The 16,217-nt window shown below is 72.5% G+C and carries 8 protein-coding genes; 6 read left to right on the top strand and 2 right to left on the bottom strand.

Translation table 11 applies throughout. The annotated features are described in order from the left end of the window. Positions 1-51: 51 nt before the first annotated feature. The 3 genes from BMZ16_RS00425 to BMZ16_RS00435 all read left to right on the top strand — a co-directional run bounded on the left by BMZ16_RS00425 (position 52) and on the right by BMZ16_RS00435 (position 2,264). Entirely contained in the window at positions 52-576 is a 525-nt protein-coding gene (locus tag BMZ16_RS00425; protein WP_089797463.1) for a GNAT family N-acetyltransferase, read from the top strand. 35 nt (positions 577-611) lie between these two features. After that, on the top strand, positions 612-1,280 hold the full coding sequence (locus tag BMZ16_RS00430) for a YceI family protein (protein WP_089797466.1): 669 nt from the start codon (positions 612-614) through the stop codon (positions 1,278-1,280). Positions 1,281-1,511: 231 nt separating this feature from the next. After that, a complete protein-coding gene (locus BMZ16_RS00435; protein WP_089797468.1) occupies positions 1,512-2,264 on the top strand; it encodes an HAD-IIB family hydrolase in 753 nt (250 codons plus the stop codon). A gap of 91 nt (positions 2,265-2,355) precedes the next feature. Here the strand turns inward: BMZ16_RS00435 and BMZ16_RS00440 are convergent, their stop codons facing one another. Then, a complete protein-coding gene (locus BMZ16_RS00440) occupies positions 2,356-3,843 on the bottom strand; it encodes a cellulose binding domain-containing protein (protein WP_089797470.1) in 1,488 nt (495 codons plus the stop codon). A 386-nt stretch (positions 3,844-4,229) separates the two neighbouring features. On the opposite strand from BMZ16_RS00440, the gene BMZ16_RS00445 reads away from it, so the two are divergent. The 3 genes from BMZ16_RS00445 to BMZ16_RS00455 all read left to right on the top strand — a co-directional run bounded on the left by BMZ16_RS00445 (position 4,230) and on the right by BMZ16_RS00455 (position 15,777). After that, positions 4,230-11,273, top strand: coding sequence for a putative toxin (locus tag BMZ16_RS00445; RefSeq protein ID WP_143082691.1), 7,044 nt, complete (start codon positions 4,230-4,232; stop codon positions 11,271-11,273). 30 nt (positions 11,274-11,303) lie between these two features. Continuing rightward, positions 11,304-11,870, top strand: a complete 567-nt coding sequence (locus BMZ16_RS00450) for a HEAT repeat domain-containing protein (RefSeq protein WP_143082692.1) — start codon at positions 11,304-11,306, stop codon at positions 11,868-11,870. Positions 11,871-12,159: 289 nt separating this feature from the next. Further along, positions 12,160-15,777: an FG-GAP repeat domain-containing protein gene (locus BMZ16_RS00455; RefSeq protein ID WP_089797476.1), complete on the top strand. Its 3,618-nt coding sequence runs from the start codon at positions 12,160-12,162 to the stop codon at positions 15,775-15,777. An 80-nt stretch (positions 15,778-15,857) separates the two neighbouring features. On the opposite strand, the gene BMZ16_RS00460 is transcribed toward BMZ16_RS00455, so the two are convergent. After that, complete coding sequence (locus tag BMZ16_RS00460) at positions 15,858-16,124, bottom strand: hypothetical protein (protein WP_089797478.1); 267 nt, start codon at positions 16,122-16,124, stop codon at positions 15,858-15,860. Positions 16,125-16,217: the final 93 nt, after the last annotated feature.

A 16,217-nucleotide genomic window follows, 5' to 3' on the forward strand; every position in this document is an offset into this window, starting at 1 on the left:
CGGCGGACGGCGTCCACCCGGGGGACGACGGCGCCGGTACGGTCGGGTGCCGTGGACGTCCACCCCCAGCAGGCCGTCGCCGACGACATCCCCGCGATCCACGCGCTGCGCCGTGCGCTCGAGGACTGGATGGCGGCCCGCGGGATCGACCAGTGGCCCGTCGGGTCCCTGCCGGCCGAGCGCGTCGCGGCGCAGGTGGCCGACGGCCAGTGGTGGGTGGTGCGCGACGGCGACGGGCTGCGGGGCGTCGTGCGCGTCGTCGCCACGGACCCCGAGTACTGGGGCGACGACGACGCACCGGCGCTGTACGTGCACGGGCTGATGGTCGACCGGCGGGCGTCGGGCAGCGGCCTGGGGCGGGCGCTGGTCGAGTGGGTGGGGCAGCGGGCGCGCGACGCGGGCGTGACGTGGCTGCGGCTGGACCACCGCGCGTCCAACCCGCACCTCGACGACGTGTACCGGTCCTGGGGGTTCGAGCCGGTCGGTGTGACCGACCGTCCGGGGTTCGCGGTGGTGCTGATGCAGCGCCCCGTGCACGGGGGAACTGCCGCAGGCGACGTACCGTCGTCCCCGTGAGGGCACGTCGCGGCCCGGTGAGGGAGGACAGGACGATGCAGCAGCGGACCAGGGTCTGGGTCGGGATCGGTGCCGGCGTGGTGGTGCTGGGGGTCGTGGCCGCCGTCGTCGGGCCCGGGCTGTACGCCGACTGGGCCAACGACCGCGCCGACGCCGCCCCGACCCTCGAGGCGCAGGTGCAGGGCGCACCCGTCACGGCGACGGACGGCGAGTGGACCGTCACCGACGGCTCCTTCGCCGGGTACCGCCTCGAGGAGGTGCTGCGCGGCCAGGACGTCACCGTGACCGGGCGCACCGACCAGGTGACCGGCACGCTCACGGTCGCGGACGGCGCGCTCACCGCTGCCGAGGTCGTGGTCGACATGGCGAGCATCGCCACGGACCAGCCGCCGCGCGACGGGTACTTCCGTGACCAGGCGATCCAGGTGGTGCGGTACCCCACAGCGATGTTCACGCTCACCGAGCCGGTCGACCTGCCGCAGGACGCGACGAGCGCGCAGCTCACGGGCGACCTCACGATCCGCGACGTCACGCGCGAGGTCACGGTGGACGCCGACCTCGCGGCGTCGGGCGACGTCGTGCAGGTCGTGGGGTCGGTGCCGATCACGTTCGAGGACTACGGCGTGCAGGCGCCGAGCCTCGGCTTCGTGACGGTCGAGGACGACGGCTGGATCGAGTTCGACCTGCGGCTGACCGCGTCCTGACGGGCGGGGAGCGGCGCGCCCCCGCAGCGTCCCGACCGCGGCGTCCCCGCCGGCGAACTGCCCGGAGACGTGCGGTCGCGCACATACCGGACGCGCCCCCAGGTGCAGCGGGTACCGTGTTCCGGTTGCGGGGCCACCAGGCCCCGCCGATCCCGGCCGCCCACGCGTCATCCCGCGGCGGCCGCCCGCGCAGGCCCACGTCGGTGGGCGACGCCCGCACACGGAGGACCGATGACCTACGAGCTCGCGCTCTTCGACCTGGACGACACCCTCGCGCCCTCGAAGAGCAAGGTGCACCCGCAGATCGTCGACATGATCGTCGCGCTCACGCGCGTCGCGCAGGTCGGCATCATCTCCGGCGGCCGGTTCGAGCAGTTCGACGCCCAGCTGCTGTCGTCGATCGACGACGCCGCGGCCCTCTCCCGGCTGCACGTGCTGCCGACCTGCGGCACGCGCTACCTCGTGCACGACGGCTCCGCGTGGACCGAGGTCTACAGCGAGCCGCTGACCGAGGACGAGTCCGCCCGCGCCGCCGCCGCCGTCGAGAAGTCGGCGCGCGAGCTGGGGCTGTGGGAGGAGAGCACCTGGGGCGACCGCATCGAGCTGCGCGGCAGCCAGGTGACGTTCTCGGCCCTCGGCCAGGAGGCCCCGGTCGACGCGAAGGCGGCCTGGGACCCGGACGGTGCCAAGAAGGAGAAGCTGCGCGCGGCCGTCGCCGAGCAGCTGCCCGACCTCGAGGTCCGCTCCGGCGGCTCGACGTCCGTCGACATCACCCGCAAGGGCATCGACAAGGCGTACGGCGTGAACCGGCTGCTCGCGCGCCTGGGCCTGGAGCCGACGCAGGCCGTGTTCTTCGGCGACCGCCTCGACGAGGGCGGCAACGACTACCCGGTCATCTCCACCGGCGTCCCGTGCATCGCGGTCGAGGGCTGGGAGGACACCCCGGCCAAGGTCCGCGCGGCCCTGCCGGAGGCGTTCGCCTGACGCACCCCGCGTCACCCAGCGGTGCGTGAAGGGTTGTTGCCGGGACCCGGCAGCAACCCTTCACGCTTCCGGGGCCGGTGACGGCCGTGCGTCACGACGTCGTGCAGGGGAGCTCGCCCGCCGCCGGCGGGGCGCCGGTGCCGAGGAACCCGAACTCGGTCGACGCGCCGGCACCCAGCGTGCCGTTCCACCCGGCGTCGCGGGCCGTCACGACGCTGCCGGACGTCGACGTCTGCGCCGACCAGGCCTGGGCCAGCGCGCCACCGGGCGGCAGTGCGAACGTCGTCGACCACCGCGTGATCGGGGCCGTGCCGGCGGTGACCCGCACCGACGCCTGGTAGCCGCCGGGCCACGTGCTGCCGACCGTGAGCGCGGCCCGGCAGCCCGTCGGTGCCGGCGGCATCGTGAACGTCGGTGCGGGGGTGGTCGTCGCCGTGGGGCTGGGCGTGCGTGTGGCGCTGGGCGTGGGCGTCGGGCCGGGGTCCGTGCCCAGGTCCAGCGTCCGCAGGAAGTCCGTGAGCTGCCCCGCGATGACCCGGTGGTCGGCCGCCGACGGGTGCCAGTCGCAGCCGCCGTGGTCGAGCCCCTCGTTGCCGTAGTACCAGTAGCGGACGCGGTCGTCCCCGGCGGCGTTGCGCTCGGCGACCACCCGCTGGGCGAGGTCCGGCAGGTCGGTGCCGGTGTGGACGTACGTGCCCGTCACGACGAGGTACGCGTCGTCCCCGTAGCGCTCGCGGAGCGTGTCGAGGAAGCCGTCGTACGCGTCGACCCACGCCTCGCGGAGGGACGCCGTGGTCCACTGCTCGCCGCTGCCGACCGGGGTCGAGAAGTCGTTGATGCCCAGGCCGATCACGACGACGTCGGGGTCCCACCCGGCGGCCGGGCCGCTCGCGGTCGAGGGGTCCGTCGGCAGGACGCGGTCGTAGTGCGTGCGGTAGCTGGTGCCCGCGTCGCTGCCGCCGTAGTTGCGGACCATGCCGCGGCCGGAGAAGGCGTTGACCTGGTAGTCCGCGCCCAGCGCGCGGGCGGTCAGGGCACCGAAGCCCAGGTCGGCGTTGGTGGTGCGCGTGAGCTGGGCGGACGTGCACTCGCGGCTCGTCGACGTGTTGCCGTACCCGACCGTGTACGAGTCCCCGACGAGCTCGATCTGCAGGTCCCGCGGTGCCGGTGCGGGCAGGATCGTGCTGCCGCCGACGGGCACGAACCCGCCGAACCGGCTGACGGCCCACGGTGCCTCCGAGCGCTTGACGACGCGGACGGTGTGCTCGCCCGCGCTCAGCCCGTCGACCACGTGCGTGACGCGCCCGGGCGCGACGAGCGTGGCCACCGTGCGGCCGTCGATCGCGACGTCGTAGTCGCCCGTGGCGTCGTCGAGGACGATCCCGACCCCCGTGCCCCGGAACCGCCCTTCGAAGTAGACGCCCGGCCAGGCGTGCTGCCAGGTGCCGACGGACTCCGTCACCCGGCCCGCGGTGTGGACGGTGTCCGCCAGGTCGGCGGCGGACGCCGCGGCGGCGGGCAGCACCGCCACGCAGGTCGCGAGCGCGGTCAGGGCGACGGTGGCACGCAGGGCTCGCACGCGCAGGTCCCTTCGACGGGTGGGCGCCGGCCGGGTGGCGGCTGTGACCTTCGTACCGGGCGACCCGGTGAGGCGCACGGGGTGAAGCGCTTCGCGCGGTGAGCCCGTCGGCGGCACGGCTGCACGCCGCGTGCTGCGCGCGCCCCACCCACCCCGGCCGGGCCCGCCGCCGGTCGGTGCCGCTTGGGGCCGCTCCGCGCCCCGCGGCAGAGTCGCGCGGTTCACTCTCCCGGGGGAATCGCGGCCGTCCAGTCACAGCGAATTCACAGAACCCCCTCACCCCTGTGTCCGGCCCGCTACCTTTTGCGCAACCGGGCGCCGTGCCCGTTCGAGCAGGGGGGCTCAACGTGGCTGGTGTCCGCCTTCGGCGTGCGTCGATGCAGGTCATGGCGCGACGGGCCACCGTCGCGGGGGTAGCCGCGGCACTGGTCGTGACGCTCGGTCTGGTCGCTCCGACGCCCGAGGCGCGGGCCGCCGACACCCGTCCGAGCGTGGAAGAGCTGCGTGAGCGCGCCGAACGGCTCGCACCCGAACGGGACGACGCGACCGAGGCGCTGAAGACCCGCAACGTCCCCGCCGCGCTCAAGCCGGTGCTCGGGTCGATGCTCCTCTCGCGGGCGAAGGCGCCCCAGTTCCCCGAGGCGTGGTCGGGCGTCGAGGCCGTCGCACCCGAGGGTGCCGGTGCCGCCGAGCGCTCGGGCGACAGCGCCGGCTCACCCGTCGTGCGGCTAGGCCGTCAGGGTGTGGACGGCGGCGCGGCCGCCCCCGCGCAGATCCCGGTCGAGGTGCTCAGCCGCGGCGACGCGACCGCCGCCGGCGTCGACGGGCTCCTGCTGCGGCTGGGTGCCGCACCGGCGGGAGCGGACGCCGAGGTGACCGGTGCGTCCGTGACCGACGCAGGTACGTCCGTCACCACGGACGGGGTGGTGCGGGCAGCGTTCGTGTCGGTGAACCAGCCGACACCGGACGCCGAGGCGTCCCCCGCGCCGGACGCGACCGGGACGGGCCCGACGACCACGCCCGGACCGTCCACCCCAGCGGCACCCGCGCCGGAGACGTCCGAGGCACCCACGGCCGCACCGGTGCCCGAGCAGACGGCGACGCCCGAGGCCACGCCCGACGCGGTTCCCCCGCCGGGCGCGGACCCGGACGGCACCGACGCGCCGCTCGAGGTCGAGGTCGACTACACGGCGTTCGCCCAGGCGTACGGCGGCGCCTGGTCCGCGCGTCTGCAGCTCGTCACCCTTCCCGACTGCGCACTGACCACCCCGGAAAGCGCGGAGTGCCGTCAGCAGACCCCGCTCGAGTCGCGCAACGACACGACCGCCCGCACGGTCACCGCCGTCGTGCCCACGTCCGCCGGTGTCATGGCGCTGTCGGCCGCTGCGGGAGGGAGCGCCGGCTCGTTCGGGGCGACCCCGCTGGCGCCGTCCTCGTCGTGGCAGGTCTCGGGCCAGACGGGCACCTTCAGCTGGTCCTACCCGCTGCGCGTCCCGCCGGCCGTGGGAGGTCCGGAGCCGGCCCTGTCGCTCTCGTACTCGTCCAGCGCGGTGGACGGCAAGGTCGCCTCCACCAACAACCAGGCGTCGTGGATCGGCGAGGGCTGGGACATGGCGACGGGGTTCGTCGAGCGCAAGTACGTCTCCTGCGCGCAGGACCGGGCCGGCGCCGCCAACAACGCGAACCGCGTGACGGGTGACCTGTGCTGGCAGTCCGACAACGCGACGCTCGCCCTGGCGGGCCACTCCAGCGAGCTCGTCAAGGACGCCGCGACGGGCGCCTGGCGGCTCAAGGAGGACGACGGCACGCGCGTCGAGCGGCTCACGGGCGGCTTCAACGACGACAACGACAAGGAGTACTGGAAGGTCACGACGACCGACGGCACCCAGTACTTCTTCGGGCGCGGGCAGCGGTCGGCGAGCGACACGACGGCGACGAACTCGGCGTGGTCGGTGCCGGTCTACGGCAACCACCCCGGTGAGCCCTGCTACGCGGCGACGTTCGGGGCGTCGGTGTGCCACCAGACGTGGCGCTGGAACCTCGAGTACATCGTCGACACGTCGGGCAACTCGCTGACGACGACGTACGCGAAGGAGACGAACAACTACGCGCGGAACCTCGGCGAGGGCGTCTCGTCCTACGTCCGCGGCGGCTACCCGACGTCCATCGAGTACGGCCAGCGGGCGGGCACCGAGGCGTCCACGCCGGCCCCCCAGCGCGTCGACTTCACGGTCGCCGAGCGGTGCCTGCCGACCTCGGGCGTCACCTGCGCCGAGTCGGGCCTCACGGCCTCGACGGCGTCCTCGTGGCCGGACGTGCCGGCCGACCTCATCTGCGCCTCCACGACGTCGTGCCCGTCGGTCACCTCGCCGTCCTTCTTCACGCGCAAGCGGCTGACGGGCGTCACCACCAAGGTGCGCTCGGGCTCGACGTACCAGTCGGTCGACGTGTGGACGCTCATGCACGCGTTCCCGGACCCCGGCGACTCGACGGACAAGGCCCTGTGGCTGGACCGGATCGGTCACCAGGGCGTCGTCGGCACCGCCATCACGCTGCCGGACGTGCGCTTCTACGGCACGCAGATGGCCAACCGCGTGGACACCCTCGGTGACGCCGGGCCGCCGATGAACCGGTACCGCATCAACGCGATCGACAGCGAGACGGGCTCGCGGGTGTCGGTCAACTACACGCCGCGGGACTGCACGACCGCGAGCCTGCCCGCGTCGCCGGACTCCAACACCCGCCGGTGCTTCCCGGTGCGCTGGCAGCCCGTGGGGACCGGCGGCCCGATCGTCGAGTACTTCCACAAGTACCTCGTGGCGTCCGTCGTGGAGAACCCGAACGACGACGGCAGCCTGTCGGTCCAGACGGCGTACACGTACCACGGTGACGCGGCGTGGCGGTTCGACGACAACCCGCTGGTCCCGGTCGCGGAGCGCACGTGGAACGAGTTCCGCGGGTACGCCACGGTCGACGTGGTCACGGGTGCCTCGACGGCGCAGCGCTCCATGTCCCGCACGCGGTACTTCCGCGGCATGCACGGCGACAAGCTGGCGGCGGGCGGCACCCGCAGCGTGCTGGTCGACGGCATCCCGGACGACGACCGGCTCAACGGGTTCGTCCGCGAGGAGGTCACGTACGACGGCGTCGGCGGCGCGGAGATCACCGGCACGCTGAACACGCCGTGGGTGTCGGCGCCGACGGCCACCGGTGCGGACGGTCTGAAGGCGACGTTCATCGGCGTCGGTGCGGTCGAGGAGCGCACGGCGGCCCCCGCGCTGCCCGGCGGCCGGCGCACGACCCGCATCGCGACCACCTACGACGGCACCTACGGGCTGCCGACGCAGGTCGACGACCAGGGCGACGTCGCCCGTGCCGACGACGACCGCTGCACGCGCATCGAGTACGTCCGCAACACCGCCGCGTACATCGTGGCGACGTCGCTGCGCACCGAGGTCGTGGCCGTGGGCTGCGGTGCGACGCCCGCGCGCCCCGCGGACGTCATCAGTGACTCGCGGGCGGCGTACGACGGCCAGGCCGTCGGGGTCGCCCCCACGCGCGGTCTGCTGACGTCGTCGCAGAGCCTGTCGGGGTGGAACGGCTCGACGCCGACCTACCAGACGACCTCCACGGTCACGCACGACGTGCACGGCCGGGCGCTGACCTCGACGGACGCGCTCGGTCGCACCTCGACCACCGCGTACACCCCGGCCACCGGCGGTCCCGTCACGGGCGTGTCGCAGACGACGCCCGACCCGGACGGCTCGGGGCCGAGGACCGCCTTGACGACGTCGACCGTCGTCCACCCCGCGTGGGGCACGCCCACCAAGCAGACCGACCCGAACGGCAAGGTCACCACGGCGACGGTCGACGCGCTCGGTCGCACCACGGCCGTGTGGCTGCCGGAGCGCCCGTTGACGTCGACCGCGAACATGACGTTCGCGTACACGGTGTCCGCGACCGGTCCCAACACGGTGACCACCAGGTCCCTGACGGCCCGCGGCGGCTACCAGGCGACCGTCGAGCTGTACGACGGCATGCTGCGCCCGCGTCAGACGCAGTCGGTGTCCGCCGCGCGCGGCACGACCGGCCGCATCATCACGGACACGGCGTACGACAGCCGCGGCCTCGTGGCGTACGAGAACGGCCCGTGGTTCACCACCGGGGCGCCGAGCTCGACGCTGGTGCGGTCCACGGTCGCCGTGCCCTCGCGCACCCGCTACCTGTACGACGGCGCGGGCCGCACCACGGCGGAGATCTTCGACGTCGGCGAGCAGGAGCGCTGGCGCACGACGACGACGTACGAGGGCGACCGCGTCAGCGTCGACCCGCCGGCGGGCACGGTGCCGGAGACGTCGATCACCGACGCGCGGGGGCAGCTCGTCGAGCTGCGCCAGTACACCGGGTCGGGTCCGGCCGGTGCGTACACCGCCGCGACGTTCGAGTACGACCGGGCCGGGCGACGCACGGCGGTCCAGGACGCCGCGGGCAACCGCTGGACGTACACGTACGACGTGCGCGGCCGGCAGATCGCCACGACCGACCCCGACAAGGGTGCGTCGAGCACGACGTACGACGTGGCGGACCAGGTCGTCTCGACCACCGACGCGCGCGGCGTGACGTCCGTGGTGGTCCGTGACCTGCTGGGACGTCCGGTCGAGCAGCGCCTCGGCTCGGCGACCGGCACGGTGCAGGCGTCGTGGGTGTACGACACGCTCGCGAAGGGCCAGCTGACGTCGTCGACGCGGCACGTCTCCGGCGCCGCATACACCACGGCCGTCACCGGCTACGACGACGCGTACCAGCCGCTCGGCCAGAAGGTCACGATCCCGTCGGTCGAGGGCGCCGTCGCCGGCACGTACACCACGTCGTACGAGTACGCGGTCGACGGCCAGGTCAAGGCCGTCACCCTGCCCGCCGCGGGCGGGCTGGAGGCCGAGCGGGTCGAGACGTTCTTCGACGACCTGTCCGTGCCGGAGTGGATGGGTGGCAGCGGCAACCACGGCACGTACGTGTCGGGGTCGCTGTACGACGTCTACGGCGAGCTGCTGCGCTACAGCGTCGGCAACACGTTCGTCGACTTCGTCAACTACTCCTACGAGACGGGCACGCGGCGTCTGGCCAAGACGTGGACGCAGCGCGAGGGCGTCGACGGTTACGACCAGGACATCACCTACGCGTACGACGACGCGGGCAACCCGACGTCCGTCGTCGACCGGCCGACCGGCAAGCCCGCCGACGCCCAGTGCTACGGCTACGACGGTCTGCAGCGCCTGAACCGTGCGTGGACGCCCGCCAACGCGAGCTGCACCGCCGCACCGAGCATCGCCAGGCTGGGTGGCCCCGCGCCGTACTGGCACGAGTACGGGTTCGACACCGTCGGCAACCGCACCAGCGAGGTGCAGAACACCGCCGTCGGCACGACGACCTACGCGTACACGTACCCGGCACCCGGCCAGCCGCGCCCGCACGGCGTCACCAAGGTGACGGCGACGGGCCCGACGGGCACGACGACCAGCAGCTACGGCTACGACGCCGCCGGCAACACCACCACCCGCAACCGTGCGGGCAAGGCGTCGCAGACGCTGACGTGGGACGCCGACGGCCGCCTGTCGACGGTCACCGAGTCGGGCGTGAACTCCGCGGGCTCGTACGTCTACACGCCCGAGGGTGACCGGCTGATCCGGCGCCAGGACGGCGTGACCACCGTCTACCTGCCGGGTGGGCAGGAGCTCAACCTCACGGTGGCGACCGGTGCGGTCAAGGCGGTGCGCTACTACGCCTTCGGCGGCAACACCGTCGCCGTGCGCACCGGGCCGGACTACAAGGACGTCACGAGCCTGGTCAACGACCCGCACCAGACCGCGAGCCTGTCGATCGCGAACGAGACGCACGTCGTCACCGCCCGGCGCATGGACCCGTACGGCAACCCGCGCGGCGGGGCGGCGCCCACGTGGCCCGGTGACCACGGCTTCCTCGACAAGCCGACCGACACCACCGGGCTCACCCAGGTCGGGGCGCGGTACTACGACGCCGCGATCGGCAGGTTCATCTCCGTCGACCCGGTGATGGACATGGGCCAGCCGCAGCAGTGGGCGGCGTACACGTACGCCGAGAACAACCCGATGACCTTCTGGGACCCGACGGGCCTGCGGTCGTGGGGCTCGATCTGGAAGGGCGTCAAGAAGGGCTTCGGCAAGGTCGGCGGGTTCGTCAAGCGGTACCAGGGCGAGATCGTCGGCTTCGCCGTCGGCTCGATCGTCACTGCCGGCTGCCTCGCGGCGACCGGTGGCGCCGGCAGCATCGGCTGCATGGCGCTCGGCGGCGCCGCCGGGTCCGCCGCCACGAACCTGTGGAAGGCGAAGGTCCAGAAGACCCAGAAGTTCTCGTGGCGGTCGCTCGCGCGAGACACCGCGATCGGCGGTCTCACCGCGGCCGCGGGCGGGGTGGCCGGGCGTCTGGTGATGAAGATCCCGGGCGTGCAGAGGGCGGCGACGGCTGCGGGCAACGCTCTCAGGGGAGCCACCAGGCGACCTACCACGGCGGTGACCAACCGCGCGTCGAACGTGACGCAGTCCGGGTCGAAACCGAACGCGGTACCGCCGGCGGCGAAGCCGAACACGAACGCCGCGTCGAAAGCCGAGCCGCAAGCAGGCAAGGCTGATGCGCCGAGCTGTGCGCCCAACAGCTTCACGGCCGGAACCCTCGTCCTGATGGCCGACGGTGGCAAGAAGCCGATCAAGGACGTCAAGCTGGATGACCTGGTCATCGCCACCGACCCTGCCACCGGCGTGACCGGCAACCGTCCGGTCACGCGCCTGATCCGGAACTCGGGCGACCATCGGATGGTCGAGCTCACCCTCGCCAACGGCGTGACGCTCCACGCGACGGACCGCCACCCGTTCTGGGATGCCACGAGGCGGAGGTTCGCTGACGCGGTCGACCTCAAGGCAGGGCAAACGGTCCTCTCGGCCGGCGCCGCCGTTGCGATCGTCTCCGCGATCTCCTACACCGCCGACCTCACCGCCTACAACCTCACGGTCGACGAGCTCCACACGTACTACGTCGGAGAGTCGCCGGTCCTTGTGCACAACTGTGGTGAGAGCGCCGCGTCCCGAATGGAGAATGTTCGAGCCGATGGGCGTGCTGGCGAGGAAGCCGCAGGCATCGTCAAGAACACGGAGCGAATCCCGTCGGCGTCAGGAACGGCGGCGTATCGGATCCCTGACTCGTTGAGCGAGATCGCGATCGGCGAGGTGAAGAACGTGTCACGACTGAGCTATACGCGCCAGCTTCGAGACTTTGCTGCCTATGCGGGGGAGAAAGGCCTCCGCTTCGACCTCACGGTTCGGGCGGGAACGAGGCTGAGTGGGCCGCTGCAGGAGGCGGTCGATAACGGCACGATCAATCTGATCCGAGGGCTACCGTGACTTGTCCTGGCCGGTGATAGTGTGCGCCAGATGGATGCACTTTTGGAGAAGGTCCGGGATGCGGGGTACGACGTCCAGTCGTTGGCAGAGCTGCGGCGTTCTGGTGTCAAGTACACGAAGGCTGTTCCGATTCTTGTCGAATCGCTCAGTGCGGCTCTGGAAGACGGGAAGCGGACCGAGGAGATCGTACGGGCCCTCACTGTCCCGTGGGCGCGTCCGGCCGCGACGGAGCCCCTCATCAGACTTTTTCGAGACGTAGATGATCCGCGCGAACTGGGCTTGCGATGGACTATAGGAAACGCGCTGGAAGTCGTGTGGGACGACCGCTACTTCGATCAGTTGGCAGACATCGTCAAGGATGATTCGTACGGGCGGAGCCGCGAGATGGTCGTCCTTGGAATGGCGCGGTCCAAGCGTCCCGAGGCTCCCGACATCCTCATTGAACTCCTTGACGACGCCGACGTTAACGGCCATGCTGTGAAGGCGCTCACAAAATTCAAGGTGCCGCGTGCCAGGTCGGGCTTGGAGCGCATGTCGTCGGACTCACGGAGTTGGGTGCGGAAGGCCGCCGAAAGAGCGCTCAGAAATCTCGAATGATGGCTGCACGGGCGATGTCACGCCCGCAGGCGTCGCGGAGCCCAGCGCAGGTGAGATATGTCTCGAAGAGCGTCTCGCGGCGAGCGTGAGATGTGTTTTCTATGAAGAGCTTGATCGAGCGGTCTGGCATACACCAAAGGATGTGACCGGCGTGACGCAGAGTGATCGATCGAGGACGGGCTTGTGGGTCGCTCCCCTCGGTGTTGTCCTGGTTCTGTCGTGTGGCATCCCCGCCAGTGCCGCAGCCGAGATGACCGAACCGGGGATGGCGCCGTCATCGCCGACTCTGTTGCCGGTCGACTGCGTCGAGCGTGCCCCGGACGCCGCGGCGGCGGCGGTGGCCGCAGTGGCGTGCGACCGTGAGGTCGAGGTCCTGGACGCGCGGAGCGAGTGGGCGACCACCTTCGCGTTGCCGGACGGGTCGATGCGGGTGGACACGTCGATCGCGGCGGTGCGCACGGACGTGTCGGGGGAGTGGGCTCCGGTCGATCCGTCCGTCGTCGAGGGTGACGGGGGTCTGGTGGTCGCCTCGGCGGTGACCCCGATGACGTTCTCCGACGGGTCGGACGGTGCGCCGTTGGCGCGGATCGAGCGCGACGGGCACGAGGTGGTGTTCGACGCGCCGTTCGACCTGCCGGTCCCGGGCGTGGAGGGGTCGCAGGTGACCTACGCGCAGGTGCTTCCGGGTGTGGACCTGGTGGTCACGGTCAACGAGGACGCGACCGGGTTCTCCGAGGTCCTGCGCGTGGAGTCCCCGGAGGCAGCCGCGCACCCCGCGCTGGCGGAGCTGACGTTCGACGTCGAGACGTCCGAGGGGATCGAGCTGGAGGCGGCCGACGGCGGCTTCGTCGCGGCCGACGACTCCGGGGAGCCCGTCTTCACCAGCCCGGTGCCGACGATGTGGGACGCCGGTCCTGCCTCGTCGGCCACCTCGCCGTGGCTGCAAGGGCCCGACCTGGTCGGGGGTGTGGCGCCTGACAGCGTGGATCCTGCGGTGGCGCCGGCGGACGGGGCGGACGTCGTGGCGATGCAGGCGGAGGTCGGCGAGGACGCCGTCGTGGTCACCCCCGACGCAGACCTGCTCACGGATCCCACGACCCGGTGGCCGGTCTTCATCGACCCGGGCGTCTCGGGGTCGTTGAACCAGCGGATGGGGCTGCGCACGTCGTTCGGCAACCGGTACAACTTCACCGGAGACGAGGGTGTCGGGGTGTGCGACGTACGGGTCATCGCCGACTGCGACGCGACGTACAGGGCGCGCATCCTGTGGCAGTTCGCCGGTCTGCAGGGCGTGGGCAACCTCGAGCCGTCCGACGTCCAGAGCGCTGTGTTCGCCGTCACGGGGACCCACTCGTACTCCTGCACCCCGATGCCCGTGACGTTGCACGCGGTCGCGGACTTCGACGCGGGCACGGTCTACCCCGGTGGCGGGTACTGGAAGGCGCTGCAGACGCAGACCATCACGCACCGGTCCGGCTGCGGTGCGGGCAAGGAGCCGCGTCGTATCGAGTTCGACGCGACCCAGCAGGCCCGTGACGTGGCCGCCGCGAACACCGGTGTCGCGTCGTTCGGCATGGCCGCCGACGAGGGGGCGATGGCCTCGTGGAAGCGCTACGCCTGGGACGCGTCGTTCTCCGTCACGTACAACCGCCCCCCGGCGCGGCCGTCGAACGTGCGCGTCACGGCTCCCGACGCCGGCTGCGTCGTCGGCGGGAGCCGTCCCGCGATCCGCTCGACGACGCCCACTCTGCGCGCTGTGATCAGCGACCCCGACGGGGGGAACGCCGCAGCGGACTTCGCGGTCGTCAGCGCGGTGAACACCAACGTCGTCGTCTGGGACCCGGGCGCGCTGCCCGCGCAGGGATCCGGGGCTGAGCACGCGCTCCAGATACCGTCCGGCAAGCTGCAGGACGGCGGCCAGTATCGGTGGCTCGTGCTGGGTGTCGACCCCTCGGGTGCCGCGAGCGCCACCGTCGCGTGCGAGTTCACGGTCGACCTCACCCCGCCGCCGGGGCCGCAGGTCGCGGCGATCGCCGGCCAGGCGGCGGTCTACGCGGAGGACGCGTGGGCGGGCGGCATCGGCCAGCCGGGCCTCTTCCGGTTCTCGACGCCGGGCTCCGCGGACGTGACGTCCTACCGGTACTCCTTCAACTCGAGCGCGCTGGACAGGTCCGCGCCCGCCGACGCCGCGGTCGCGACGTTCACCCCTTCCACCGTCGGGAGCCAGACCCTGCGCGTGAAGGCGGTCGACCGCGCCGGCAACACGGGCCCCGAGCGCCTGTACCGGTTCACCGTGCAGTTCGCGCCCGCCGGTGACATGTGGCGGCTCGACGAGACGAGCGGCACGACGGCCGCAGACGCCGCACCGGGCGCTCCGCGACCGCTGACGCTGTCGAACGTGCAGCTGGGCGTCGACGGTCCCGGCATCGTCACGGGCAAGCTCGCCGGTGACCGCGCAGCGCTGTTCGGCGCGGACACCGCCCGCGCGGCGACCGCGGGGCCCGTGCTGCAGAGCGACGGCGCCTACACCGTCGTGGCGCACGTCCGGCTCGACGACACCTCGGCGTCCCGGACCGCCGTCAGCCAGGACGGCACGGTCGTGAGCGGGTTCGAGCTGGGGCACCGCGTCGACGCGGACTGCCCGACCACCTCGGGCAGCTGCTGGGCGTTCACCGTGCCGGACGCCGACGCCGCCGGAGGGGACCAGGTCGTCGTCCGGTCGTCACAGGAGGTCGAGAAGGGGGAGTGGGTGCAGCTCATCGGGTCGCGCAGCGCGACCGGGGCGCTCGCCCTGCACGTCTGCTCGATCAGCGCGAACCCGTTGGCCAGTACGGCACCGGTCACGGCCGACGGACAGACGGCGACCAGCTGGAGCAGCGGCGGGGCGTTCCGCGTCGGGGGCGGGCTGGCCGCAGGCTCGGTGACTCGTCCCTGGCGTGGTGCCGTCGGTCGAGTCCTGACCTACACGGACGTGCTGTCGACACTCAAGGTCCGCACGGCGTGCGGCAACCCGTACACCGAGCCCACGTCGTTCGACCCGGCGCCGCCGCGCCCCGCCGCGAGGAACGCCGCCGGTATCGACCTCGACGGCAGCGGCACCGCCGACGCGTTCTGGATCGACCCGTCGGCCTACTGGCGCACCTCGTTCGGCGGCGCGGCCCCGTGGGCCACGATCGGCAACGCGGGCGTCACCGACATGAGCTGGTTCCACTTCGCCGACATGGACGGCGACGGCAAGGACGACGTCGTGCTCACGCACCCGGACGGGCGCTTCCTCGTCTCCCACAGCGGTGTCACGGGCTGGGAGCGGTACGGCGGCGACTCATCCCCGAGGGGCAACGTCAAGATCGGCGACCTCGACGGTGACGGCAAGGGCGACATCTTCTGGTCGAACAGCGCCGACGGGAACTGGCGGGTGTCGTACGAGGGCCGCCGGGCCTGGAAGGTCGTCAACAACGCGGGCGCCTTCGGCACCGAGAGCTTCCAGCTGGCGGACATGAACGGCGACGGCGCGGACGACGTCTTCCTCGTCCACGACGGCCGGTACCTCGTGTCGCACAACGGCACGAGCGCCTGGCAGGTCTACGGCACGGGCGGCAGCGCCTCGGGCCCGGGTGTGAAGCTCGGCGACCTCGACGGTGACGGCAAGGCCGACATCTTCTGGGCCTCGGGCGACGGCACGTGGCGGATGTCGTCCGGCGGCAGGGCCGGGTGGAAGGTCCTGCGGACCGGCGTGACCGGTGTGACGACGCAGCAGCTGCAGCTCGCCGACTTCGACGGGGACGGCAAGGACGACGTCTTCCACGCGCGGAGCGACGGGCGGTGGCTGGTCTCGTACGGCGGGACCAGCGCGTGGGTCACCCTGGCGACGAGGAGCGAGGCCGGTTCGCAGGTGCGGGTGCGCTGACGTCGCCGTCGGGCGGGGCCGGGACGACGGACGCCCGGACCCCGCCCACCGGCGTCCGTGCACCCGGACGAGGGTCGGCGTCAGCCGCGCCCGATGTCCACCGGCTCGACCCACCGGGGAGTCCCGCAGCGGCGCACGGCGTAGCGGTCCACGACGTGCTCCAGCAGGGCCGCGCGCAGCCGGACACCCGCGGTCGTGACCCGGGTCGCGACGTCCACGGGGACGTCGCGGTACTCGTAGTCGGCCCAGCTGCTCCCCGAGACGGACGTGAGGCGGACCGTCAGCGTGCCGGACGCGGCGTCGTGGCGGGCGGTGCGGGGTCGCAGGGCGGCGGACGTGCGGAACATCCCCCCACCGTGGGCCGTCCGACGTGGCGGTCGGTGGTCAGAAGGTCCCAGCCCGGGTCCGGAACGTGTGAGCCGTGGCGCGCCGAGTGCGGC

Source organism: Cellulomonas sp. KH9, from assembly GCF_900114185.1.
Classification (GTDB): domain Bacteria; phylum Actinomycetota; class Actinomycetes; order Actinomycetales; family Cellulomonadaceae; genus Cellulomonas.

Bases quoted from the DNA above. Each gene is read 5' to 3' on its own strand.
- BMZ16_RS00430 (WP_089797466.1), top strand. From the start codon at position 612: ATGCAGCAGCGGACCAGGGTCTGGGTCGGGATCGGTGCCGGCGTGGTG.
- BMZ16_RS00435 (WP_089797468.1), top strand. From the start codon at position 1,512: ATGACCTACGAGCTCGCGCTCTTCGACCTGGACGACACCCTCGCGCCC.
- BMZ16_RS00450 (WP_143082692.1), top strand. From the start codon at position 11,304: ATGGATGCACTTTTGGAGAAGGTCCGGGATGCGGGGTACGACGTCCAG.
- BMZ16_RS00460 (WP_089797478.1), bottom strand. From the start codon at position 16,124: ATGTTCCGCACGTCCGCCGCCCTGCGACCCCGCACCGCCCGCCACGAC.
- BMZ16_RS00445 (WP_143082691.1), top strand. From the start codon at position 4,230: ATGGCGCGACGGGCCACCGTCGCGGGGGTAGCCGCGGCACTGGTCGTG.